The following is a 25,070-nucleotide window of genomic DNA, read 5'->3' on the forward strand; positions in this document are numbered from 1 at the left end:
AAAGGATGAGCGCAAAGATAATCAAAAATAGCCTGTTTGCATAACAAAATATTCCAACCAAAGCGAACACAACGACCATATGTTAATTCAATAATCCATAAATCGCCTTCATAGTGCTCAAACTCTTAAAAACCATATTGAAAAATGGGATTAAAATTTATGAACAACCTTCTTCACATGGCCACGGTCGAACTATCTCAATATCTTTCAGTGCAATTACCAGAATTGGCCGATGACTGGTGGAATAAACATGTTGTTGGACGCCTTAGTTTCCAGCAGCAGCGAATGGTTGAAAATCGCGGGTTCAAGACTCTACAGGAACTTGATTTCGCAGCACTGCTGCGGATTATGGATCAGAACTGGTTTGAATTATCCAACACCCTTAACTTGCCACGAGAAGGGCGGACGTGGTTGAAAGAGTTGCAAACCGTGCGCAACAAATGGGCCCATCTCTCGGCAGAAACGATGCCGGCAAGTGAGATTTACCGTGATGCCGACACCCTGGGACGTTTGATGGGAATGTTGGGGGCTGGACAGGTTGCTATCGACACGGTGGAAGCAACCAAGTCTGAAGCGGTAGCTGCGATGGCAGATTCGATCTGTTCGGTGACACCAGAACCATCTGCGTCATCGCTTCAACAAGTTGTTGCCATTGCTCCTGAATCGAAAATGACACCCGTGAGCGCATCCGAGCAAATGAGTGCAAAGCCGGCCTCCCTATTCAAGGTGGGCGACCTGGTCGCATTACGATCAAACCCTTCCGAGCTGATGCCAGTGCTTGAGATAATCCCAGGGGGCGGGGAATGCCGCTATAGTGTTTTTCACAACAACTCTAAAACCACATATTATGAGAGTCAGTTGCTCACCCCGGTGGAGGCCTCTGAAGAACACAAGATCCTTACCGTCAAACAACTCCAGGCCCATTTGACCAGCCTACAAATTCTTTCACCAAGCACAACAAATCTTTTTTCTCTCCGCTCGGGACGCGTTCAATTCGTCCCCTATCAGTACAGGCCCGTAATGAAGCTAATCCGGTCTGATCGACCTCGCCTGCTGATAGCAGATGAAGTCGGGGTGGGAAAGACCATCGAGGCCGGTCTGATTATCAAGGAGTTGCGGGCCCGAATGGAACTCAGTTCTGTGCTAGTGATCTGCCCAAAGGCTCTGGTGGCGGAGCGCAAGTGGGCCAATGAAATGAAGCGCTTCGATGAAAACTTCACAGCCTTGGACGGTCCGTTGTTGCGCCACTGCCTAAACGAAACACATCTGGATGGGGAATGGCCGGATCAGTATTCAAAAGCCATCCTCCCGTTTTCCCTGTTCGACTCCAAGCTCGTCTTTGGGCCAGAGGGCCGGAAAAAGAAAAGAGACCAGGGGCTATTAAGCCTTGAACCGCCCCCAAAGTTCGATCTGGTGATCGTGGACGAAGCGCACCACATCAGAAACTCAGACACCTTTTTACATCAAGGGGTTCGGTATTTCTGCGACCATGCCCAGGCCGTACTGCTGCTCACGGCGACACCGGTTCAACTTGGCAGTTCGGATTTGTTCACCCTGCTGAATGTCCTTCGCCCAGACCTGATCATCGACCATGCTAGTTTCAGGCAGATGGCTGAGCCAAACGGGCTGATCAATCAGGCGGTTCAGCATTGCCGAACAGGACAAGATGGTTGGCAGCATGATGCTCGCGGCTGTCTGGATGATGTCGCTCAGACGGAATGGGGCAGACTGTTCCTGCGTGAGTCACCCACTTTTCAGAATGTCTATGACAAATTGGGGGAGGACGACCTTGGCGATAAAGAGCGGGTTGAACTCACCCACGCCATCGAGTCTCTCTACACCTTCAGCCCGCTGATCAACAGAACGCGACGCCGCGACATCGGCGAGTTCACCACCCGAAAGCCAGAAACCGTTACTGTTGACTTCACCTCGGACCAAAAGGAACTCCACAATGAGTTGTTGGACATAGTCGCACGCATTCTGACCTTCTGCCACGGCCAAAAGAATGTGAAATTTATGATGACTACCATCCGTCGACAAGCTGCGAGCTGCCTTTACGGGTTGGCGCCGATGCTCCAAGACCTTTTGGTCGGCAAATTGGATCAGATTGAGTCGATGGAGGCTAGCGACAACGATACCGATATTGATTTAGGCTTTGTCAGCGAGGTTCGCTCTGACGTGGAAGATTTGCTGGAAAAGGCACGTCATCTGGAACCGTATGACCCTAAGATCGAAGCCTTTATGGAGATACTGGTCGACAAAAGCAAACTGGAAAACAACAAAGCCCTGGTCTTTAGCACATTCCGACATACTCTGGCCTATCTTGCGGTGCACACCGAAAAGACAGGGTTACGCTATGGGTTGATCCACGGCAACGTGCCGGATGACGAGCGTGCTGAACTGCGGCGCCGGTTTGCATTGCCCAAAGAGCATGATGAGGCGATTGACATCTTGCTTTCGTCTGAAGTCGGCTGTGAGGGTCTCGATTTTCAGTTCTGTGATTTCCTGGTCAACTACGACCTACCTTGGAACCCGATGCGAATTGAACAAAGGATTGGCCGTATTGACCGATATGGGCAACAGAGCGAGACGGTCGCCATTATCAACTTCGTCACCCCCGGAACAGTCGATGCCGACATCTACGGGCGCTGCCTGTGGCGAATTGGTGTATTTCAGCATGCTGTCGGTGGCAGCGAAGAAATCCTAGGGGAGATCACTCAAAAAATACATGACATAGCAGATAGTTTCGTTTTGACCACAGAAGAGCGTGAGCAGCGATTAAAGCAGCTTGCTGACAACGGAATCCGACAGGTGCGCGAAGAGCAAGAGCTTGAAACCAAACAGGCCGAACTCTTTGGCTTAAATGTACCGAAACAGACTTGGCAAGAGGAAATTGAAGCCGCGGAAACCTTCTGGCTTTCACAAGAAGCCATACAGGGCTGCGTGCGCACATATCTTGCGGAGCGGCTTGAAGAAGAGGTCGAACATTTGCTTGGAGAAAAACCTCTGAAGACTTTGCGTATAAGCCAGCAAGCACGCAACAAACTACTTGCCGACTACAAAAAACTGAAGCGCTCCAATGAGCCCATGGCCAGGGAATGGGAAAAGTGGCTGAAGGGGGCCCACCCGACGATCTCGATAACGTTCGACCAAGAGGTAGCAGCAGAGAACCCCAAAGCTATACACCTATCTGTGGCTCACCCCCTAGTGAGGCAAGCCGCGCATTGCCTGAGGCTTGATGACCCGGTAGATGTTGCAATTTCGGTCCAACACACCGACCTTCCACCAGGGGAGCATCATTTTGCCATCTACCGTTGGAAGAAGCAGGGCGTTAAATCTGACGAAACACTCATCGCTGTAGCCGCAAGGCAAGAAATAGAAAATGCCCTGCTCACGCTTCTCCAAATGGGTTCAGACAATAGAAAACATAGCCCACTGAGCATTTCCGAGCGCGATACTCTAGACATGCGACACCACCTCAAGTGGACGGAAGCACGCGGCAATCATATTGCAGAAAATCGTCAAATCGTGGAACTGCGGGCACAAAGTCTGACGGTAAGTCATCAAGCACGATGCAAGGCCATAGGGGATCAGCTAGCGGTAGCCACAAACGACAAGATTCGGCTGATGAAAGAAGGGGAACTTGCTCGCGCCAATGCTGACTTTTCACGTCACATGGAACAGGTTCAGCAGGCCGCCGAACGAGCTGACATTTTGGCAGTACCCGCGGTGTTCGGAACTTTGGAAATTGTGGGGGGGGGGCAGTCATGAGCATCATTGATGAGATTCGAGGCGAAAGGGTGGATTTAGCCAGAGTCCTGAAGAAACACAAAGGTATCCGTAGAATTGTTGAGGACCTTTACCCCGATAGTGCTCATTTCATTTACGAGCTTCTGCAAAATGCTGAAGATACTGGGGCGACAGAGACCACTTTTCGCTTGGAAGAAAATGGTCTCTTCTTTGAGCACAATGGCCGCCCATTTGAGCCCCCGGACATATATGCGATTACGGATATCGGGGAAGGGACCAAAGCGGCCGATAACGATAAAATCGGCAGATTCGGTGTCGGATTTAAGGCGGTTTTTGCATACTCGGAAACCCCCCGAATCTGGTCTCCCACATTCTCTTTCGAAATAACCGAACTGGTCCTGCCCGCTGCCCTGGAAACGAACTCGGGGGTGGGCGATAAGACGTGTTTCGAATTTCCTTTTAACAATCCCAAAAAAGCGCCTCAAAATGCGTATGAGGAGATCAAGGAAGGGCTTGAGGAATTGGCCGAGACGGCCCTCTTGTTCCTCTCGGATCTAGAATCAATCCGCTGGCAGGTAAGAGGCAAGCCGGCTGGGGAGGTATTGCGGATTGAACACTCACTAAACCATATTGAGGTGCTGAAGCAGGTCGATGGCAAAAAAACGAGGGCTTCCCATTTCCTACGTTTCTGCAACCCTGTTGATGGTTTGGAAAAACAGAATGTAACCATTGCCTTTGAACTCGATTTTTTGCCAAATATTACTGAGTTTGAGGCCAAGAAACCTCTCTTCATGCAACTAAAAATAGTCCAAGCAAATCCCGGGCGAGTCGCTGTATTTTTTCCTGCAGAAAAAGAGGTCTCAGGGTTACGTTTTCATCTCCATGCCCCGTTTGTCCCAGAACTCAGCCGTGCCAGTGTCAAGGAGACCCCCGCAAACGAGCCGTTATTTTTTCAACTCGCTGCGCTTGCCGCAGCCTCGCTGCACTCGATACGTGATTTGGAGATGCTGACGGGAGACTTCCTTGGGGTTCTTCCTAACCAGCAGGACGTTTTACCTAAACGGTATCAACCAATCCGTGAGGCTATCATCACGGAGATGATAAACGAGCCGGTAACACCAACCTATTCTAAAACCCACTCTCAGGCCAAACACTTAGTTCAAGCGAAGCTATCTCTCAAGTCACTATTGTCAGAGCAGGACCTTGAGTTTCTGATTGACTATGGCGCAGTGCCACCACAGTGGGCAATCACTGCATCTCAAAAAAACAGCTTTCAAGACCGCTTTATATCGGCCCTAGCAATCACCGAGTGGAATATTGAGCAGTTTGTAGACTTATTAGAGGATAGGGCATACGGAGAGGAATGGGCCGAAGTTGATGAAAATTTTATGGATTGGATTAGAAAAAAACCTATGGAATGGCACCAGCATTTTTATGCGATGCTTTACAGGGAACAAGAGGCAGGTGAAGATTTTCTTGACAGGTTGAATGATGTTAAAATAGTTCGTCTAACCGATGGCAGCTACGGTGTGGGATATAAGAGTTATTTCGTAACGGATGGAATGGTTCCTGATGAAATTTTTCCTTGTGTTGACCCTGAAGTCTATTCCTCAGGCAAAAGCAAAACTCAGCAATCTAACTCTAAAAAATTTCTCAAATCAATTGGTGTTCGAGAGATTGGAGAGGTTGAAAAAATAGAGTCAATACTCGACCAACGCTATTCAACAGAAAATTGTTTTATTCAAGAAAAAACCTATTTCACTGACCTGAAAAGATTCATTGAACTCGTTGAAAAAGAGCCTAACAGGGCGGACTTATTTACAAATAAATACATTTTCAGACAAAAAAATCACAAATGGTGCCAGCCGAGAAAGCTCTACTTAGACAAACCTTTTAAAAACACAGGCCTTTCCTCTTATTATAAGGTAATAGGCGAAAAAGGGCTACGCTCTGCATTGGCGAATAGCTATCAGGACTCCGGAATCGACATTGAAAGAATAGGAAGATTTGCTCAAGCAGTCCGAGTACAGCATAAGTTACTTATTTTCCAACAATCCACCAACAAGCACACATCTAAAGATGTTCTTCGTCAAGACTACTATCAACCTTATGTCAGATGGACTAGCACGGCCATTGACAATGATTGGATGATTCAATATCTGGAGGAATTACTGGTAGATCCTTCAGAAAATTTATCAAGATTATTATGGAAAACAATGGTAAATGCTATCCCTAATATACTGAAGGCACAGTTCAGACCGAACCAACAGTATCGCATTCGAGAACAGCCATCTTCGTTAGTTTTGATATTAAGGCGAATGCGCTGGGTACCCCAAGGAAATGAAGAATTTGTTACTCCAGAAAATGCATATCGTGAAAAGCTACCGAAAGGGTTTCCTTACGATGAGGACTATGAATGGCTCAAGGCATTAGGCTTTGGAGCAAAAATCCGCCAGCAAACAGAAGAACATATCAAAAAACGAGCTGTTGCGAAGGATGTTCTTGGAACTGATGACCCCGATTCAATCGAAGATGCCAAATGGTTTGTCGGTCTTTCCGAAGAGGAGCGACAGAGTTTCAAGGCGGAATATCATAGTCGAAATGTGTCCGACTTGCCTGAGCATGAACCCCAACACCCTGAACGCCGAGCTAAGCGACTTGGGGAACAGGCCGCGGGTGCGCCGGAGCGCACTAAGGAACAACGCACACGAACCGTTTCGATCGGTCAAGGAGAGATAAAAAAAGAAGCTGACCAGTATCTTCGCCAGCAGTACACCGATGACAACGACCGGACGATCTGCCAGGTGTGCAAAAAGGAATTGCCATTCAAGCTTCATGATGACAGTTACTATTTTGAAAAGGTGGAATTGCTACCAGAACTTAAAAAAAGATATCCACAGAACTATATAGCATTGTGTCCAAACCATGCCGCTATGTTCCAACATGCTAATGGTTCTATAGAAACAATTAAAACTTCCCTCTTTGAATCTAATAACAATCATGTAGACATTACCCTTGCTAACAAAAATGCTAGCATTTACTTCACTAAAACACATATTGCCGACCTGCAAACCGTTATCCATTCTGACACTGAAGACTCTAAAATAGGTGTCTAAGACGAGAGACAAACCCCAATTCAACGCAAACAGCCACACCTAACTATACACCCTTGAGCTTGAGGCATTCAGCAATATGGAGAAACAAAAAAGGGCATTCGACTGTCTCTCTTAATAGCGATATTAAGTATCGTTTTGCCTCAGTCGGAAATGGAGAATTAACCCAATTGAGTTAGCGGGCTCGACGGTTCCCCCCTTTGGGGCCTTCTGGTGTTCTGCTCGGAGAGAGCAGAACACATCCCCCGTGATATAGGCGTAAAAGCCGAGCGTTTTTCAACGACATATTTCAAACATGCAAAAGGCCACCCAAACTGATGGGGTGGCCTTCGTTTTTCTCTGAAGCAACACCTACCTACTCCTTCGGTAACCGGAAGACAATTCTGATTGAACGGCGCTCGGGCACCTAGGTAGTTTCTGCATTAGAGGATATCTTCAATCCACCGAATTCAAGCCAGTAGACGAGGTATCGCGAACGAAGAGACATCTTCCCTTTGGATCGCAAAGAACATGTCTGTGCAAAAAGATTAAAATAATTACTAGGTCTGCGGCTGTTCTCTAGCCAGACACGCAAGAAGCTCTATGCATGTCATCATTGCCGCCACAGCAACCCCCAAATCTATATCCTGCCCATCAGCATGTTGATTTCGATTTCGATAACTATGAATTGCATTAAGCAGAACATATGTATCTTTTGTTGTTCTTTTAGCCTTAGGAGCAAAACCATTATAGCTACCCGTGAGCAGTTGAAGCATTCGTAACTGCAACCCAAGGTCTCCAGGGATTTCCCAGGAATTTCTGTCCATCATATCCTTTATCAACCGCAGTCCGCTTCGAGCAGGTTCGGTCCAATAGCTAATTACTTCAGGTGGCACAACAAGTGAGGACCCAAATTCTCTCTGCCAAATAATATTTAGTGCACGTTCTCTGATTCCGTTCAAGTTATTAAGGCAGTCATCTGGATACGCTGGGATGTCCTCTATGGCACGAGCGACCAGACGAAATAGACGCTCATCAAATCTGGCGATGTGTGACAGACGGCGCTCCAACAATGCTCGAATATTAGCCAGATAGCTGTCCCAGCTACCAAATAGGCGTGCCATGCTGCCGGCGTCTGGCCCTGCACCATGAATGCTTCTTTCTAGCAAACGGCAAGAAGCTGTAACCCTCTGCCCCTTTACTGAAACAAAGCCCTTCTCGGCAAGTTCTTGATCCTCTTCCTTCCCAGTATCAGCCAGAGCCAAGTTCCCATTCTCTACCAATGCAGCATAAAGATCTTGAGCCTCAGGGGAGCAATCCGCCCAAAGTGTCTTCAGGATTGGCTCGACTTGTGGCAATGCGTACTCAGCAGCCCTGTTAATGTCATTGTTATCTATTTTCCCAGATGTTTTTTGGGAGCAGATGCCATTAAGTAGCGCCAACAATAAAGGTGGATTCCCTCCTGACCAGTTATTAAGCTCTGTCTTTGCTCCACTTTGAAAACTGTAGGAGCCAAGGCTCTGAAGGGTTGAATCGATGTCTGCGTCATCAAAGGGTGCGACTCTGATGATGCCGTTGAAAATGTTCCAGAAATCACTTGTTACCGATTTCTCATCTCGGATAAGATCATGCAACTGTCGACGAGTAGCTGTAACCAATCGGACTGCGTCCTTCAAACAAAGCTCTCGCATGTTGTCCCAAAGGTTTCTCCCTAGATTGCCTCCAGACAGCGGCTTGTCAAATCCGTCCCAAACCATAAGAAACTTCAGGTTTTCTCCATTTATAGAGTCAACGACATTGCTTAGCTCCGCATAATGGTCATCTTCCACAGAAAGAAGATAGTCTCCGTATTCATCTTGACCTGCATCCTTGAGCCCTTCCCCTACGCGGCTGCATAACGAACTGATAAATTCCTGTTCGGATTTTGGAGTCTTGTGACCAAGGTCCCATTCAATGACAGCACAGTACGGTGTCCCATCTGCACGCATTCTTTTGGCTAATTCTTTTAAAATTACGCTCTTGCCCGAGAACCTGGCCCCAACTACCGAGAGATGGCTCGGGCTAACCTTCGTAAGTTCAGCGACCAGGCGATGCATAACTTGGTCGCGCCCCAACATGGGGGGAATTTCTGGCGTACAAATGGGAAATTGATTTTCAATCATGCGACCCCTCCGATTCGATCTTTGCCCTGGACAACACCACATCCATATCACGTTGTTTATCAATCCAAACGCCCATCAGCGGGATGGCGAGCCTGTAATACTTGCCAGTGGATTCTCCAGCCCACTCAATCAATTCCAACTCTTGTAAATATTCGAGATCGGAAATGATATCATCGTCACTCACCTCAATACCGGCATTCAGCAACCGCTCTTGGATGACCCCAAGACGCAGCGGGTCTGGTCCTGCAGCTTCTTTATGACAAAGGGCCAAAAGAAAGCGTCGCCGGTCTGATCCTGCGTAGTCCCATAGACTGGCAAAATGCTCATTGTCTTCGACCAACGACAAGCCTGAACGATTTACAATGTTCAGAGTAATTGAACGCGTTTTGAGCTGTGCGGACATTTCGAAAATACGATTGCACAAGCATTGCAGCAAAAATGGTTGGCCAGAAGTGAGATAAATGGCCCGTTTTATTGATTCTCGGGAATAAGTCAGTCGGTCTTTGACTGGTTCCGTAATCAGACGCTCTGCCGCTGATGCATCAAGGGAGGTGACGCCAATCCGAGTTCCGAGACCATATAGGGCTGACCAGTATTCTTCCCGTAATCGTTTTAGGCGCCGCGAGCCCGTGAGAATCGCCGAAAAGCGAGGATATGTCTGAACTAAATAACGAAAATTTTCTGGCACTTGCGAAGAAGTGACTCCATTTTCGATTCCTTCCTGGAGCTTATCGAACTCATCGAGCATCAATAATAAGCCCAGATTCTGTTCCTCCAACAAATCAAGTATGACATTGAGGTAGGATTCAAATTCGACAAATGGCTCCGCCGATATCCCCTCGCGGCAAGCTTTTGGTAGCGCTAGAGGTTTTTTGTCGGCAGGTAGCATTTCTCCGTTTGGCAAAGGAGTATCAAGGCCAAGTTCATAAGTAGTTTTTGCGATTGATCTCGCGATGCTTCTGAACACTTCAACGGTCGGCACTCCTACACCGTCTTCACTCCCCGCAGCCCCCTGCAAACTACTGTATACTCCGAGCCATCCTTCGACACCATTTTTGCCGGAAAGGTGCGAAAGAATAGAGGTTTTCCCTGCGCGACGGTTTCCCTCCAAAAGAACGACGTTACCCGTCAACCTGATCTGCCGTCTAATGCTTTCCAGTAGCTCATCACGTCCAAAAAAAACATCACTTCGTTTGGGTGTAATCGGCGCCCCGCAGACATACGGACTAGCCCCCATATCAGGAGCAGCTTCTCTTTCGACATAGTGCCTTGCCCCCAACTCAAACGGTAACTCAACCACGCCCTCTAGCTGTCGACCATCCATTGACACGTATTGAAGTTCGAAAAACAGTGAGAATGATTCGCATTCATTGGGTACTTTTCCGCTAATCTGAACTGTCTTTTCAGATCTCTCAGCCAGGTAGCCAATTTCTTCACTGCCCCAATCTGGTGTTGTCTTGAAAGAAAAATTGCGTACGGGAAGAGGACTTTCGTTTGCAATTACAATTTCAATCGATTCATGGTCTCCACGGAAGAGTGCTAAGGTATCGCAACTTACGGTCACGTTGATATCTTCAACCAGCCAGGCAATCGCAGCCTGGATTCGACCATCAAAAAACTTAGACAATTCCCGTGCGCGGTTGTCCGCGGGCATGTGCCCCTTGATATCATTTAAAGACTCTTTGAGAGCCACATACGTTTGTTGAAGCAATGAAAAATATGTAGGCCCGAGAGGAACTCCATTTGTGCCATTCAATATTTGAGAAACTTTGTCCAAAGATTGGACCCAGACAGAGAGGGGATGTTCAGAAATGTTCCGGGAAGCTAAATTGCTTTTTTTATTGAAGGCACTACCAAGAGCAACCAGAAGAGGCATAAGGTCATGGGGTTTCGATGAGGAATCTTCCTTGAGAAAAAAGAGTGCGTCATCTATCCACTTAACGATTGGGTCCCCTTCTTTTTCCAGCAATAGCTGGGAAAGGAAGGCCAGTGCATCCGTTTGGTGCTCAAGGTGACTTTCAGCGACGCGCTTCTGAATCTGCAGAGGGGGGAGAGGGACAAGGAGTTCATCGACAACCTTTTTTGAAAGGTGATTGATGACGGCCCCACGTGTTTTGCTTTCAAGCCAAGCGCGACACTCGGCACTGTTCAGGTATGCCGATAAGTAGTATGGATCGATCTTTCCTGGATCAGGACGAAGAATGAACAAACCACTTGCCGCAATAGCTCCTACTGCACCATTGCGTACCATACCGACTTTGCCGATAGTCCCTGACTTTGAGACAAGAACATCTCCGGCTTTAAGCTTCCACTTCGGATCAATCTCTTGAGCAAAGTCAGCTTTTAGCCATGAAGACCCTTTTGCAGCCTGTCCTCGGTGAATGTCCTTGATCCGGATGTATGGAAGGGATATGTCACTTCGCGGATTATCAGTCAGCTCTGACGACTTGATTGCGCGGCCAGAAACTATCAGGCAGCATTCACTCAGCTTGGTTATCTTTGTCTCAACTCGTAGGGACTCTAGAACACTTTCAAGGCCACTTTGGCCACGGTTACGGGGCGAAAGATCCCACTCTGCTTCTTCAAGCTCATCAATGGAGGCATCCCAACAATTATTAGCAAGTTGTGGGCTACGAACTCGCCTTACCAGCTCATTCGCCATATCTTTACGAAGAATGGCTGGCTCTTTGCGCGGCCCTTCGTCAAAAAAGGACGCGGCATCGACCATCCGTACGCTTTTTGTCGGACCACTACGGCGTAAAAGTAGAATGCTTGATCGGACCGATGTGTATGGAGCAAAAGCATTTGCGGGCAATTGGATTACAGCTTCAACGGCGTGTTGTTCAAGCAAAATACGACGCAGTTTCTGCTCTTGCCCTCCTCGAAAGAGAAATCCCTGAGGAACGACAATAACCGCCCGACCATCTGGGCGTAGTTGCGACAGGGAGTGTTGGATAAACAAGCCAGTGGCATCGTTTGTTTTTACCGGAAAATGATCGAGTCCGTTGGCGTTGACACGCATACCCCAAGGGGGATTTGCCAGCACCAAGTCGAACCCCTCCTTGTTGGGATTATTGGAGGCGGTCCGTTCCAAGCTATTGCCAAGTTCAAGCTTTGGATCGTCGATTCCAGCGAGAGCGAGTCGGGTCAGGCCGATAATAAATGCATCGGCATTCAGCTCGACGCCACTTATGGAAAGCGGTGGGCTAGCACTGCGGCTAAAGCCTTGTTCGTTTTTGGCAGTGACTTGTTCGCAGGCCGCTGTCAGATAGCCCGCCGAGCCGAAACATGGGTCGTAAATTCGCTCACCTGAGGAAGGTGCTCCCAGCAGCGCAACCAATTGGCTGATCCATTTAGGGTCCAGACTTTCACGAACGCCACCCTGTGTTCCCTTGATTGATTGACTTAAAAACTCATCGAAAAGGCTGAGGAGCTTTAAACGATCTGCGGGAGTTTCAAAGGGGTGGTCAGCTAGCCAGTCAACCAGACGTCCCAAGAAACGCGGGTTAAACGAACCAAATAGCGCAACGGAACCGGCCATACGATGCAGATGAGTGGCCAGGGGCTTATGCCGAACATTTCCCAATGCTTCCAGCTTAGCGGGTAGCTGATGGGACAAAAGGTCGTGAAGCTTTTCAGGAGGATAGGAATGCCAGGTTCGCCAATGCATTGCAGCGGGAAGAACTGGTTCATAATCGGTGTCATCAAAAGCCGCGATGGCTTCTTTCTCGGCTTCCTGAAAGTCGGCCCAACGCAAATATATCAGGGCTGCTAGCCTTGGGGCGATTTCATGCGACCCAAACTCAGAATTTGCCCTGAAGTTGCCGAGGACTTTCCAGAACTGAGATTGTGACGATACGTGAGGCATGGGCTACAGCTCTCCGGCGAAGGCTTTGCGGAGGATTGCTTCTTGAAGGCCCGCCATAGCCGGTCCTTGTTTTACTATCTCATCTTGGAGTTGAATGGCCAAGGGGAGAAATTGCTCCTTGATATTTATCATCTCCTGTTGGACTTCGAGGCATGGCAGTGGAAGTAAGGTTGATAGCAAATCCGACTGGTTTATACTCGACTGCCCAATCGCATGCTTGGCCCGCCCCCTTAGGTCATGAAGGAATTGCGGACTATTCATGAGCCATGAGAGAAATCGACCATCAGCCTTCTTGCTATCAATACGCAGACGAATAATCATTGCTTCATTAACGGCAGGCTCGGTTAAGTCATGAACGAGTGCCGACTTTCCTACTAGCTCCCGGCTATTGACTCTAGAGACGATTATGTCCCCATTTAGAACGGCAAAATCGGACGTTTCCTTTTCAGTTGTCTCTAGCCTTTCGGATCGAGAAATGTCCATTTCACCATCCCGGATGTTAAACATCCGCAAAAGCAAAGTGCCTGAACCATGGAACTTTTTGGGTTTATACAGTCCATTCTTTGCCGACCTTACGGCTTCTCCGAGTGGAGTCATGGCAAATGCGGATGAGCATTCATTCCATAGATCATATTTACTGGCCACTGGCAGCACTTTACTTTCAGCAGTCAAGTCCTTATAAAGCCCTTGAACTTCGTCCACCCGCTCCATCACCCCCTTGATGCGGGCAACAATACGAACTTGATCATCTATTGGCGGGCATGGCACTAAAATCTTTTTCAACTCTTTTTGATTCAGCTTTTTTAGCGTTGAACCTTTAATCATGTGGCGAATATCTTGAAAAGCAACTGAATAATTCAGCCAATCAACGTTCATATTGCTCAAGGGTCGCAAAACATGTGCATGGTTATTCACCCATGACTTTCCAGAAATGCGGTATGAAATCGGACGAACTGGATCGTTGAAAAAGCCGCCATCCTCGGCAACCAGGACAAGGTCTTCATTAAATATCCACTCGTCGATTGTTCCAACCTGGCCGTTTGCTCCGTAATACGGTATATCTCCCTGTCGATTACGGCGTTCATCGTTATTGATTGGACGACGCAATCGATCTAGAACCTCGACGCATTCGCCGAGTGGTTTAAGTTCAAAGCTAGAAACCTCATTACTCATAGTGAACATTTTCAGTCCTCAAGAATCGCTTCGAGTTCGCCGAGCAAATCCATAATCCGTTCCTCTTTCGCCTTAATTGACTGCACCAGCTCCAAAGCGGGACGGTGCTCATAGTCGTCCTTGCGATTTGGATTTTTTGCTGTAAGATCGTAGCCCCGCTCGGCAATATCTTCGATTGAAACAATCCAAGAATTTTCGCCCTCGATATACTCACCCCACTTGTCCAAGAAATCCGGAAACTGATTGCCTTCAATCGGTTTTCTGGTTTGCTTTAACTCAAAACCATCGTTAGTCAGTTCGTAAAACCAGACATTCTTTGTTGCCATCTCCCCACTAGGATCGGTTTTAGGGCGATCAAAGAAAATGATATTGGTTTTAACGCCCGTATAGGGTAAAAAACAGCCCGCCGGAAGCGACAGAACGGTATGGACGTTGAAACGTTCGAGCAGTTCCTGCCGCACCTTCTGGTCGGGGCCGCCTCGGAACAGCACACCTTCTGGAATCACCACCGCAGCACGCCCGCTTTTAGCGAGATTGGCCATAATGTGCTGAACAAACAAGCACTCGGTGGCGCTCGACTTCACTCGGAAGTTGGTTTGCAGCGACTGAGCCATCTTGCCACCATAGGGAGGATTGGACAGGATAACGTCGTACTTGTCCTTTTCGCTCACGTTCTGGCTGTGGAGTTCAAGGGTGTCGCCAAGTTCCAGGTTAGCACCTTCGATTCCGTGGAGAATCATGTTCATAGTACCGAGCAGGTATGTCAGGGGTTTCAATTCGATGCCGTAGAAGGTCTGCTTCTGTAATTCATCGAGCTGCTTGCCGGACAGATTGCCGTGAGCGCGAATATAATCGGCCGCTTCGCCCAAAAAGCCTGCGGTGCCAAATCCGGGATCATAAACCCGCTCTCCAGCTTTAGGCTGAGTCACATGGACCATGGCACGGATGACGTGACGCTGAGTGTAGAATTCACCTGCATAACCGGCCGAGTCCGCGGCAACGCGCTTGAGGAGATCTTCATAGATTTCCGACAAAACGTGAACGTCGGTATCGTCGGCGAAGTGGAGCTTGTTGACCTGCCCTACAACGCGGGCAAAGGTGACCCCCTGACGACAGTAGTTACGGACATTGTCAAAAATGCGCCGGAACCGCTGGGCCAGCAGGTCATCCCCCAATCCTTTTTTGGGGTCGGGGCTAGTCAGCTTGGTCCAGAGCTTACCCTGAACGAACTCCAGCATGTCATCCGGGTTACGCTTGGTCCATTCCGGCCAAGCAAATTCGCCACTAAGACGCCTCTCGTAGCAGCCATCATCGAAGGCCGCTTCTTCTTCGCGGCGTGACTCGGCCTCATCGAAAGCTTTGAGAAAGAAAAGCCAGGCGAGCTGCTCGACATAATTGCGGGCGTCAACTCCGGCAACGTTAAGTTCGTCGCAGGCGTTTTTGACGATTTGTTGAACTTCTTGACGACGGTTATCGATTATTTTGTTCATTTGGGTTCTTATCCTTAAACTGTCATTGAAACGTAAAGGTGTTTTTTGACGGCTTCCAGGTCAGCTTTAAGCTGAGGCGCCCCGCCATATTTGGCTGTGAGGTTTTGAAAGCTGCCGAACTGCTCGGCGAACTGCGGGGCACCATAGGTGCGGGCTTTCTCAAGGTCATCGATTCCGTACAAACCATAGTGGTCGAGAGCGGTCTGCCAAAAATTATATTTCAGGTGGTTCCCGTCAAACCGGTCGGCATCGCGACCAGGAACGACGATGCCAAGTTCCGAGTCCAGCCATTGAATGTCTTCATCCCAGATACGATCCACCCGCTGATGGCGGGTCGGAACCCGCACCAGATCGAAGCCAATTTTAGCGAGGATGTCGACATCGTCAGTGTTCGGCAGATCAAGGTAGTGGCGGAAAGCCGAGGGGTAAATGTCATGATCGCGCAATTCTTCTCGCAGGTCCTGACGGCCATTTTTATCAATCCAGATACCAAGCAGTTCATCGAGATTCTTGGTGGTGATGCTCTGAATGAACTCACGGGATTGATCGGTATATTCCTCAAATGGGATCTTGCTTCCATCCGCCAGACAGACATAGCGGTTGGTATCCGAGATAATGACCGAGATCCCCTCACCGACAAGTTTGGTTTCTGGCTGTTTCGTCGTCTTCTTCGGCTTGGATGGCTTTTTGGGCTTCTGCTGATTGGCGGGATGTCCATCAAATTCGGCATCTTCAAGCAGGCTGGCTCCTGAATAGTCAAAGATCGTAAAGTAGCGCTTGTTGATGTCTTCACACAGGCGTGTTCCGCGCCCCTTCATCTGCTTGTAAAGGATGGCACTGCGCAACGGCCGGACGAAAACCACATTTTTCACGTCTGGGGCATCGAAGCCGGTGGTCAACAGGTCAACGGTAACGGCCACTCGTGGCTTGCTTGGCCCAACGATGGCAAAGTTGCGTTCTAGTTGATGGCTGTTGCGCTCGGCACGGGTAATGCGTGCAGCGAAATCCGGATCTCCGGAAAGGCGACGAAGCTCGGCAGCCATGAAGGCGGCATGTGTATCGTCCACGCAAAAGACAATGGTTTTTTCATCGCGCAAACCGTATTTACCCAGGGTTTCCCACAGGTCACTGGCTATGGCTTTGGTACGATCCGGCATGCGGATTTCGCGCTCAAAATTCTGGGTTTTGTAGTGCTTCCCATCAGGACCGACGAATCCTTCTTCATCGACATTGGTGATGCGCTCTTCAAGCAGGTAGGGAACTAAAAAACCATCCTCTACGGCTTGTTTGAGGCTGTAGGTATAGATCGGATCACCGAAATAGTGATAGGTATCGCGACGCTGCTCTTCACTGGAGAGTTCGCGCTTAACCTCTTCAAGTTCTCGTGGCGTAGCGGTAAGGCCGAGCTGGAGAGCACTCTCGAAGTGCTCAAAAACACCGAACCAGTCGCCGAAGCCGGAGCGATGGCATTCGTCGATAACGACCAGATCAAAAAAATCGGGATCATAGTGCTCATAGACCTTCTTGCCATCCAGTTCTTCATCAAGAGTCTGGTAGTTGGCAAAAAAGATCTTGCCCACCAAGTGGTTGCCTTTGGCGACAGTTTCTTTATCGATGGCTACACGCTCAGATGCACCAAATGCCTGAAAAGCTCTGAATGCCTGGCCCTTAAGGCTGTTGCGGTCGGTCAGAAACAATACATGCTGCTTGGGCAGAGCATCGCCATTCATCATCTTCCAGATTAGCTGGAACACGGTGAAGGTTTTGCCGGTGCCGGTGGCCATCAGAAGTAAGGCTCTGTCGTCTCCCTGAGCAAAACTCCAGAGTGCTTTTGAGATAGCCATTTCCTGGTAGGGGCGTACATTTTTACGGGTAACCTGATCGACGTGATAGCCGGCTGTGAAGGTTTCGCCCCAGCGGTCCCAATCGACCTCTACACCCAATCGCCTGATAATGTCTTCGGGACTGGGTGGAGCAGAAAATGTCTCGAAATCACCGGAGTCATTATCGGTAAGAATCCAATCCGCACCGTTACTGGCAAGGGAAAAGCGGATCATCAAGCGCCGTGCATACCGAGACGCCTGCTGCATACCATCGGCAGCGGACTCAGTTTCGGCCTTGGCCTCCAATATTGCCAGCGGAATGCCGCGGTGACGGAGCAGGTAATCAGCAATGATCGCCTGCGACTCATCGTACATGCTCTCGCCGGTAATATTAACCCGTCCTGGGCCTATGTGGAGCTGTTCTTCCCAGTCCCACCCGACTCGGGTCAGGACGGGTTCAATCAGATCCTTACAAGTTGTCCGTTCATTTCTTGCCATTCGCATTTCCCTCTCTTGCAGACCCTTTTGAGCAACGGCTGTGCCAATCAACAATCAAGACCATATTTTTCGATCCAATTGTTGAGGGTTTGATAGTTTTTGAGCCCCAGCAAGGTTGCGGCTTTGCTCTTATTGCCGCCCGACTCTTTTAGGGCTCTTTGGATGTAATGTGAAGACAAAAAAGCCTGTAATTCCTGAAGTTTGAACCCCTCCCCCAAAGGTTTTTGCAGCATATCAGCATTCTGTTTCTGAGGGCTAGGAAGAAGTGCTTGGCGAACATCTTCTTCTTTTATCGTTTTGCCCTGACACCAGACGCAGATGCGCATAATTGTGTTAAACATCTCCCTTGCGTTTCCGGGCCAACCATGCCGAATCATAATATTTCTTGCATTTACAGAAAATTTCTTATGACTGTAGTCTGGACCGTCAGACAACTTCTTGTTGACCTGCCCCAGGATTGCATCCAGAAGAAGGCTGAGATCTCCATGCCTCTCCCTGAGCGGTGGAAGCCCGAGCACAATAACGGCTAGTCGATAAAAAAGATCTTCACGAAATCGCCCTACAGCAATCTCCGACAGGAGACTGCGATTGGTAGCACCAATTATCCTGACGTCAATCGACCTCTCTTGCCCATCCCCAAGCCGCCTCAACATGCCGTCATTCAATACTCGAAGAATCTTCACCTGCGCATCAAGTGGCATTTCGCCTATTTCGTCCAGAAAAAGCGTGCCCCCGTTGGCCTGCTCAAAGTAACCAGCATGATCCCGGTGGGCCCCAGTAAAAGCCCCTTTCTTATGCCCAAAAAACTCTGACTCAAAAAGGTCTCGGGGGATCGCGCCGCAGTTGACTGCCACAAAACTCCCTGCAACGCGAGGACTCTCGTTGTGGATTGCCCTCGCGAAAAGCTCTTTTCCCGTCCCCGTTTCACCTTCAATCAGAACAGGAACATCTCTTCTTGCAGCCAACCTGGCCCGACTGACGATATCCTTCATATCGGCACACTGGTGAACAATGGCTTCAAAGGCTGGGCTTTCTGGCGGGAACCCCTCACTCAGTTGAACAAGGCGACTGTCAGCCCCCCTCGCCAAGTCCGGAATAAACTCAGTAAAAATATTGAAAGGCATTTCGACCTGCTCCAGTCCACGCATGACCGAGGTCTGAATAAGCTCGGCGCCAGGAAAGGGGCCCTTGGCCAGGATGATCCACGCCGCAGACATGGCTGGAGTCCCTGGACTCAGATGGAACACGGGCGTGCTCTTCTGCCGACTGGCCTTAAGTATCTTTTCAACATGGGCCTTTGCGGCGACGTAGATCGCCCCAAAATCAATCGGACTGGACAGTGTGACCGGGGTCACCAATATATCGCTCTGACATTTCCCCTTAAGCCATTCAACATAACCATCTACATCTCGATCGGGTCCGTAGTTGTTCAACAAGGCGATTTCATGAAAATGCTCTGCGATAGCTGCGCCCGCTATGGGCCCAAGCCCCTCGCCGACACCTCTCGCAGCATCAAAATCATGCCCCCCAATCCACGCAAACATAACTCTAGACATAGATGATCCCTTCCGATGTTTGCAGCAAGTATAAATAAATTTACAATTTTATAAATAAAATTCCATACAGAAAACTCAAAAAACAACCACAAGCACACATTCGCATTCAATAACAGATGGTTACAGTTTTGGCATTATGATTGCTAAACAGAAAAATACCTTCAACAGTTGGAGGGGGGGGACTGCCGGAACCGCTCTTGAGTCCCAGCAGTCAAAACAATAATCCATATTTTTCATAGAGGAGATTGCCATGAACCAAAACCAGCAAACGATTGAATGTCCAAAGTGCCATAACCAATTCAATATTGAAGATGTCATTCAGAATCGGATGGAGGAAGAGATTGCCCAGCGAATTGCGGTGGCCAAGTCCGAGATGGAGCAACAGGCCGCACAAGAGCGGGAAGCCCTGAACAAACAAGAAGAAGACCTCGCCCGACGGCAACGAGAGCAGGAAAAACAGGTCCGGGCCAAAATAGCCGAACGCGAACATCTATTACGAAAAGAACTTAAGACCGAATTTCAAAACGAGAATGCGACCGCACTGCAGACGCTTCAAGAGGAACTTAAAGAGCGAACGCAAAAAATTCAACAGCTCCAGGACAAAGAACTGGAACTTGAGAAGCTCAAACGCAAAGACCGAGAGCGCGAGAAAGAATATGAAATTCGCTTTGAACGCGAGAAAAACCACTTTGCACAGCAGATAGAAGAACAGATCCGCCTTCAGGAAGGTGAAAAAATCCAATTCAAGCTGGCGGAAAAAGACGAGCAGTTGAATGTTTTACGCAAGCAGTTAGACGAAATGAAGCGTAAGGCCGAGCAGGGATCTATGCAGATCCAGGGTGAAGTCCAAGAACTGGCCATCGAGGAAACCCTGCGCAACCTGTTCCTTCTGGACAACATACAGGAAGTCCCCAAAGGCTGCACAGGCGCCGATTCGATCCACACCGTCCAGGATCGCAACTGTGATCCGATTGGCAAAATCATCTACGAAAGCAAGCGCACCAAGGCCTTCCAAAAGAACTGGATCGAAAAGCTCAAACAGGACCAACAAAGTGTCGGCGCCGACATTGCCGTTCTTGTCACGGAAGTCCTACCTGAAGGAGTAGAACGAATTGGCGAGATTAATGGTGTTTGGATTTGTGACTACCCGAGCATGAAGGGTCTGGCACTAGCTCTTCGGAGCAGTATCTGCCGTGTTGGCGAGGCCCAGAAAGCCCAGACGAACAAGGGCGACAAGATGGAGATCCTCTATGGTTACCTGACCGGAACCGAATTCAAGATGCAGATTGAGGCCATTGTCGAGGGGTTCAGCAACATGCAAGAAGGCATCGCAAAAGAGCGTCGCGCCATGGAAAAAATCTGGAAGGAGCGCGAAAAGCAACTGGACAAGGTCCTCAACAATGCCATCGGCTTTTACGGATCGGTGAAAGGAATCGCAGGAAGTGCAGTACCAGTTCTTCCGCTTCTTGAACTGGCAGAGGAGCACTAAGTTTCGGGGCTAATTCTTCATCGAACGAAGCGCCCTGATGTCTTGAATAGAAAAATGGCCATCCCGAACTCACGGGATGGCCATTTCCAACTTTATTTTTCATTTCCCGACTTTATTTTCCAAATACAGTAAGTGCCTGAAAAAGAAAATGCCCCCCAACGTGCCTCTTGGCTTGATGGAGGCATTATGTTTTACTGACCAGGAAAATTTGTAAGAACTTTTATATTTTCCCATAACCTGATGACCTAAAAAGCAAAATGGCCAACTCTGAAATCCGAGCTGGCCATTTTTATTAGGCGATCCCTAACGAGTTTGTAGAAAAACCATCCCGGCAGAGGCCGTCTTATCCCTCCTCGGGAAAATTTGAAATTCACTGCGCGAAAACCACCTGTTCAACCCTGAGCACCTTATGGTTGATATCCCGCGAGTTTTTCCCGGGCGGTGCCCCTTTCAAGGCGCTTTTCGGCCCTTGCCTCCCCTTATGTCGCCCATCCGTATCGATGGATCTTGAAGATGTTGTGCAGCATCGTCATCAAGTTCCACTGACCGTTAACCTTTGCCCTGCCCCGTAATGAAAAGCGCCTGAGGCCCAAGGTCTCGCGGATGTTGCCGAAGACCGGCTCGACGATTCCTAACCGCATGCTGTAGGTGTGGCGGCCCACGGCTGAATCGATCTTCTGCTTCATGCGCTCAATGGGTCCGGTCTTGCTCTTGGGCAGAGTGGCCAGCAGCACATTGACCTGCCGGGCGCCCTTCTGCTTCACCGAGCGCAGGCACTGGGACCGCAAGGGACAGTCATCGCAGTCGGCTTGTCGTCCCATAAACTGCATGAAGATGTGGTTGCCGATCTTGGCCCGTTCGCACTTGAGCCACATCGTCTTGCCCGCCGGGCAGGTACAGGTCTGCTCCTCGGTGTCGGCGTCAAAATCCTCGACGGTGAAACGCTTCTTCGGGGACTTCGGCTTGGCCGGCTCTTTGGCCTTGTGGCGATCCGCAGTCTGGAATCGAGGGTCGCGGGAACGGAAGGCATTGTCGGCGATGTAAGCGTCGATCTTGTTCTCTTCGAGATGTTCCAGTGTCTTCTTGCTGTGATAGCCGCTATCGGCCAGCACCTTGGCCTCATCCAGCACGTCGTCTTCGCCGACGCGGTTGAGGTTCTCCCGCACCTCGTCGAGCATCGGCTCTAGCAGGCCGTGTTCCTGCCCCTGCCCGTAGGCCTCGGCAGCGACCACCACCTGATGCTTGCCATCGACGGCAGCCACGCCGTTGTACCCCTGGATTACCCCGTGGCCGGTCTTCATCTTGGCGCTGTCGTTGTCGGTGATATTGCTCTTCACCGGCTTGCCGGAGATGCCTGTGCGCTCATCGTTACAAGCCAGGAACTTTTTGATCTTGCCGCTGGCTTTGCGCAGTGTTGCGATCTGCTTCTCTTCACGCTGCCGGATCGAATCCTCCCGGGCGCCCTTGCGGTCTTCTTCCCGGTGCTTCTTCAGCATGTGGCCAACAGCCCGCTCGATCTTCGCGCTCTTCTTCTGCAACTCCTCTTTGGTTCCGCTCCATTCCTTGGAGGCGTTCGAGGGGAGCTTGCAGCCGTCAATGGCGAACATCTCCTTGCCGATCAGCCCCAAATTGTCGCAGACCATTAAAACCTGATGGAAGAGTTGGGAAATCTCCTTGTGCGATGAGGAGATGAAATCGGCAATGGTGGTGAAGTGCGGTCGACTATCGGCGGAGATGGCCATGAAGACCACATTCTCCTGGCACAACGCTTCGATCTTGCGACTGCTGCTGACGCCCCGGGAGTAGGCCAGCAGAACGATCTTGAGCAGAATCGCCGGATCGTAGGCCGGTCGCCCGTTGTCGTCATTGTTGAAGCGATGATGAAAGATAGTCAGGTCGAGTTCGTGATCGACCAGGTAGCTAACAGAGTGTTCAAAGGTGCCGGGCAGAATCTGCTGATCGAATGCTACCGGAACCATGACCATTTGGTTGTAGTCGTAGTTTTTGAACTTGGGCATGTCGTGACCTCTCGTTTAGATCGAAAAACCACGACGATAATAGCATTTTTAAGGGTTTTTCTACAGCCTCAACATTCATCAACTGATCAGAAAATCATGTAAGAACCTTATTGCTTCCCCACACCAACACATCTCCCACTAAAACACTCAAGAACAAAAAACCCTCCCTGGAAAGGGGAGGGCTTTTGCGGTTGCCAACTTTATTTTTAGGTTGCCAACTTTATTTTAAATAAACACGGAACCGTTTCGTCCGGTGGAGGTTATTCGACGGTGACGCTCTTGGCCAGATTGCGGGGCTGGTCCACGTCCGTCCCTTTGAGCACGGCGATGTGGTAGGCGAGCAGCTGCATGGGGATCGAGGTGAGTACCGGCATCAGCTCGTCGGCGGTCTGCGGCAGGGTCAGGACGACGTCGGCCTTGCCCGCGAGGCTCCCGCCGTCGCCGTCGGTGACCGCGATGACCCGGCCGGAGCGGGCCTGGACCTCCTCCATGTTGGACGCCACCTTTTCGAAGGTGTCGTTGTGGGGAGCGACGATCACCACCGGCAGGTTTTCGTCGATGAGGGCGATGGGGCCGTGCTTCATCTCGCCGGCGGGGTAGCCCTCGGCGTGGATGTAGGAGATCTCCTTGAGCTTGAGCGCACCCTCGAGGGCGATGGGGTACTGGTTGCCTCGTCCCAGGTAGAGGAAGTCGGCAGCGCCCATGTAGAGCCGGGCTGCCTCCTCGATCTGTCCGTCGAGCTCGAGGGCCTCTTCCACCTTGCGCGGCAGGCTGACCAGCTCGTCGAGCAGGCTGCGGCCGGCGGCGGCGTCGAGAACGCCCCGCGCCCGCCCCAGGCGCAGAGAGAGGAGCACCAGGGCCACCAGCTGGGTGGTGAAGGCCTTGGTGGAGGCGACCCCGATCTCCGGCCCGGCGTGGGTGTAGATCACCCCGTCGCTCTCCCGGGCGATGGAGGATTCGACCACGTTGCAGATCGCCACCGCCCTGCCCCCCTTGCCCCGGGCCTCGCGCATGGCCGCCAGGGTGTCGGCGGTCTCCCCGCTCTGGCTGATGACGACCGTCAGGCTGGAGGCGTCGACGATGGGATCGCGGTAGCGGAACTCGCTGGCGATATCGACCTCCACGGGAACCCTGGCCAGCTTCTCGATCAGGAACTTGCCGACCAGGGCGGCGTGCCAGGATGTGCCGCAGGCGACGATGAAGATCTTGCTCAGTCCCTTCAGGTCGGCATCGGAGAGGTTGAGGCCCTCGAGGTAGACGTCCCCCTGCTCCTCGGAGAGCCGCCCGGCCAGAGTGTCGGCAATGGCCCGCGGCTGCTCGTAGATCTCCTTGAGCATGAAGTGCCGGTAGCCTCCCTTCTCGGCCATCAGGGGGCTCCAGGTAATGGTCTTTGCTTCTTTCTCGACGGGGGCCCCCTCCAGGTCGGTGACCTGCATGGCGCCGTCGGCGAAGATCACCATCTCGCCGTCTTCGAGGAAGACCATCTCCCGGGTGTGGGAAAGCATGGCGGGGATGTCGGAGGCGACGAAGAATTCTCCCTCCCCCTGGCCGACCACGAGAGGGGAGCCGAGCTTGGCGGCGATGAGCTTGTTCGGTTCCTGCTCGCAGAGAATGGCCAGGGCGTAGGCGCCGCGCACCTCGGCCAGGGCCCGGCGCACGGCGCCCTCGAAATCGCCGCATTCACGATAATGCTGGTCGATGAGGTGGGCGACGATCTCGGTGTCGGTCTCCGAACGGAAGGAGTGGCCCAGGCCCTGCAGCTTCTCCTTCAGGGCCAGGTAGTTCTCGATGATGCCGTTGTGGACCACCACGATCCCCCCGGCATAGTGGGGGTGGGCGTTGGTCTCCGAAGGACGGCCGTGGGTCGCCCAGCGGGTGTGCCCGATGCCGCGGCAGCCCTTCACGGGATGCTCGAGAAGCAGCCGTTCGAGGTTGACCAGCTTGCCCTCGGCGCGCCGGGTCTCGATTTTACCGCCGTCGAGGGTGGCGATCCCCGCCGAATCGTAGCCCCGGTACTCCAGGCGCCGCAGGCCGTCAAGGATGATGGGACTGGCCTCCTGCCCTCCGATGTAACCGACAATGCCGCACATAGTCAAAATCTCCAGCAAGGGAGTCAAGGAGTGAAAATAGTGAAGGAGAAAACCGTACCCG

At 50.6% G+C, this 25,070-nt stretch carries 11 protein-coding genes; 3 read left to right on the top strand and 8 right to left on the bottom strand.

Annotated features, from left to right (window positions below; all coding sequences use genetic code 11):
- Positions 1–159 precede the first annotated feature (159 nt).
- Positions 160–3,771: a helicase-related protein gene (locus tag C0617_RS03665; protein ID WP_291315664.1), complete on the top strand. Its 3,612-nt coding sequence runs from the start codon at positions 160–162 to the stop codon at positions 3,769–3,771.
- Positions 3,768–6,866, top strand: a complete 3,099-nt coding sequence (locus tag C0617_RS03670) for a hypothetical protein (protein WP_291315665.1) — start codon at positions 3,768–3,770, stop codon at positions 6,864–6,866. The genes C0617_RS03665 and C0617_RS03670 overlap by 4 nt, the downstream gene beginning before the upstream one ends.
- Before the next feature lie 536 nt (positions 6,867–7,402).
- On the opposite strand, the gene C0617_RS03675 is transcribed toward C0617_RS03670, so the two are convergent.
- Genes C0617_RS03675 through C0617_RS03700 form a run of 6 tightly spaced genes read right to left on the bottom strand, consistent with a single transcriptional unit; the run spans position 7,403 to position 19,412 of the window.
- Positions 7,403–9,004 carry a hypothetical protein gene (locus C0617_RS03675; RefSeq protein WP_291315666.1) on the bottom strand — a complete coding sequence of 534 codons (1,602 nt, stop codon included), beginning with the start codon at positions 9,002–9,004 and terminating at the stop codon, positions 7,403–7,405.
- Complete coding sequence (locus C0617_RS03680; protein ID WP_291315667.1) at positions 8,997–12,872, bottom strand: N-6 DNA methylase; 3,876 nt, start codon at positions 12,870–12,872, stop codon at positions 8,997–8,999. Before C0617_RS03680 ends, C0617_RS03675 begins: the two co-directional genes overlap by 8 nt.
- Positions 12,873–12,875: 3 nt before the next feature.
- Entirely contained in the window at positions 12,876–14,045 is a 1,170-nt protein-coding gene (locus C0617_RS03685; protein ID WP_291315668.1) for a restriction endonuclease subunit S, read from the bottom strand.
- 11 nt (positions 14,046–14,056) lie between these two features.
- Complete coding sequence (locus C0617_RS03690) at positions 14,057–15,535, bottom strand: N-6 DNA methylase (RefSeq protein ID WP_291315669.1); 1,479 nt, start codon at positions 15,533–15,535, stop codon at positions 14,057–14,059.
- Positions 15,536–15,549: 14 nt separating this feature from the next.
- Positions 15,550–17,856 carry a DEAD/DEAH box helicase family protein gene (locus tag C0617_RS03695; RefSeq protein WP_291315670.1) on the bottom strand — a complete coding sequence of 769 codons (2,307 nt, stop codon included), beginning with the start codon at positions 17,854–17,856 and terminating at the stop codon, positions 15,550–15,552.
- Positions 17,857–17,903: 47 nt separating this feature from the next.
- Positions 17,904–19,412 (bottom strand): sigma-54 dependent transcriptional regulator, encoded by a 1,509-nt coding sequence (locus tag C0617_RS03700; protein ID WP_291315671.1) that lies wholly within the window; start codon positions 19,410–19,412, stop codon positions 17,904–17,906.
- A gap of 250 nt (positions 19,413–19,662) precedes the next feature.
- Between C0617_RS03700 and C0617_RS03705 the strand changes: the two genes are divergently transcribed.
- Positions 19,663–20,901, top strand: coding sequence for a DUF2130 domain-containing protein (locus C0617_RS03705; protein ID WP_291315672.1), 1,239 nt, complete (start codon positions 19,663–19,665; stop codon positions 20,899–20,901).
- Between the two features lie 479 nt (positions 20,902–21,380).
- Here C0617_RS03705 and C0617_RS03710 read toward each other — a convergent pair whose 3' ends face one another.
- Both C0617_RS03710 and glmS read right to left on the bottom strand, forming a co-directional pair.
- Positions 21,381–22,919: an IS1182 family transposase gene (locus C0617_RS03710; RefSeq protein WP_291315673.1), complete on the bottom strand. Its 1,539-nt coding sequence runs from the start codon at positions 22,917–22,919 to the stop codon at positions 21,381–21,383.
- Between the two features lie 260 nt (positions 22,920–23,179).
- Positions 23,180–25,009 (bottom strand): glutamine--fructose-6-phosphate transaminase (isomerizing), encoded by a 1,830-nt coding sequence (gene glmS, locus C0617_RS03715; protein WP_291315674.1) that lies wholly within the window; start codon positions 25,007–25,009, stop codon positions 23,180–23,182.
- Positions 25,010–25,070: the final 61 nt, after the last annotated feature.

The sequence above is a fragment of the Desulfuromonas sp. genome (assembly GCF_002868845.1).
Taxonomy (GTDB): Bacteria; Desulfobacterota; Desulfuromonadia; order Desulfuromonadales; family BM501; genus BM501.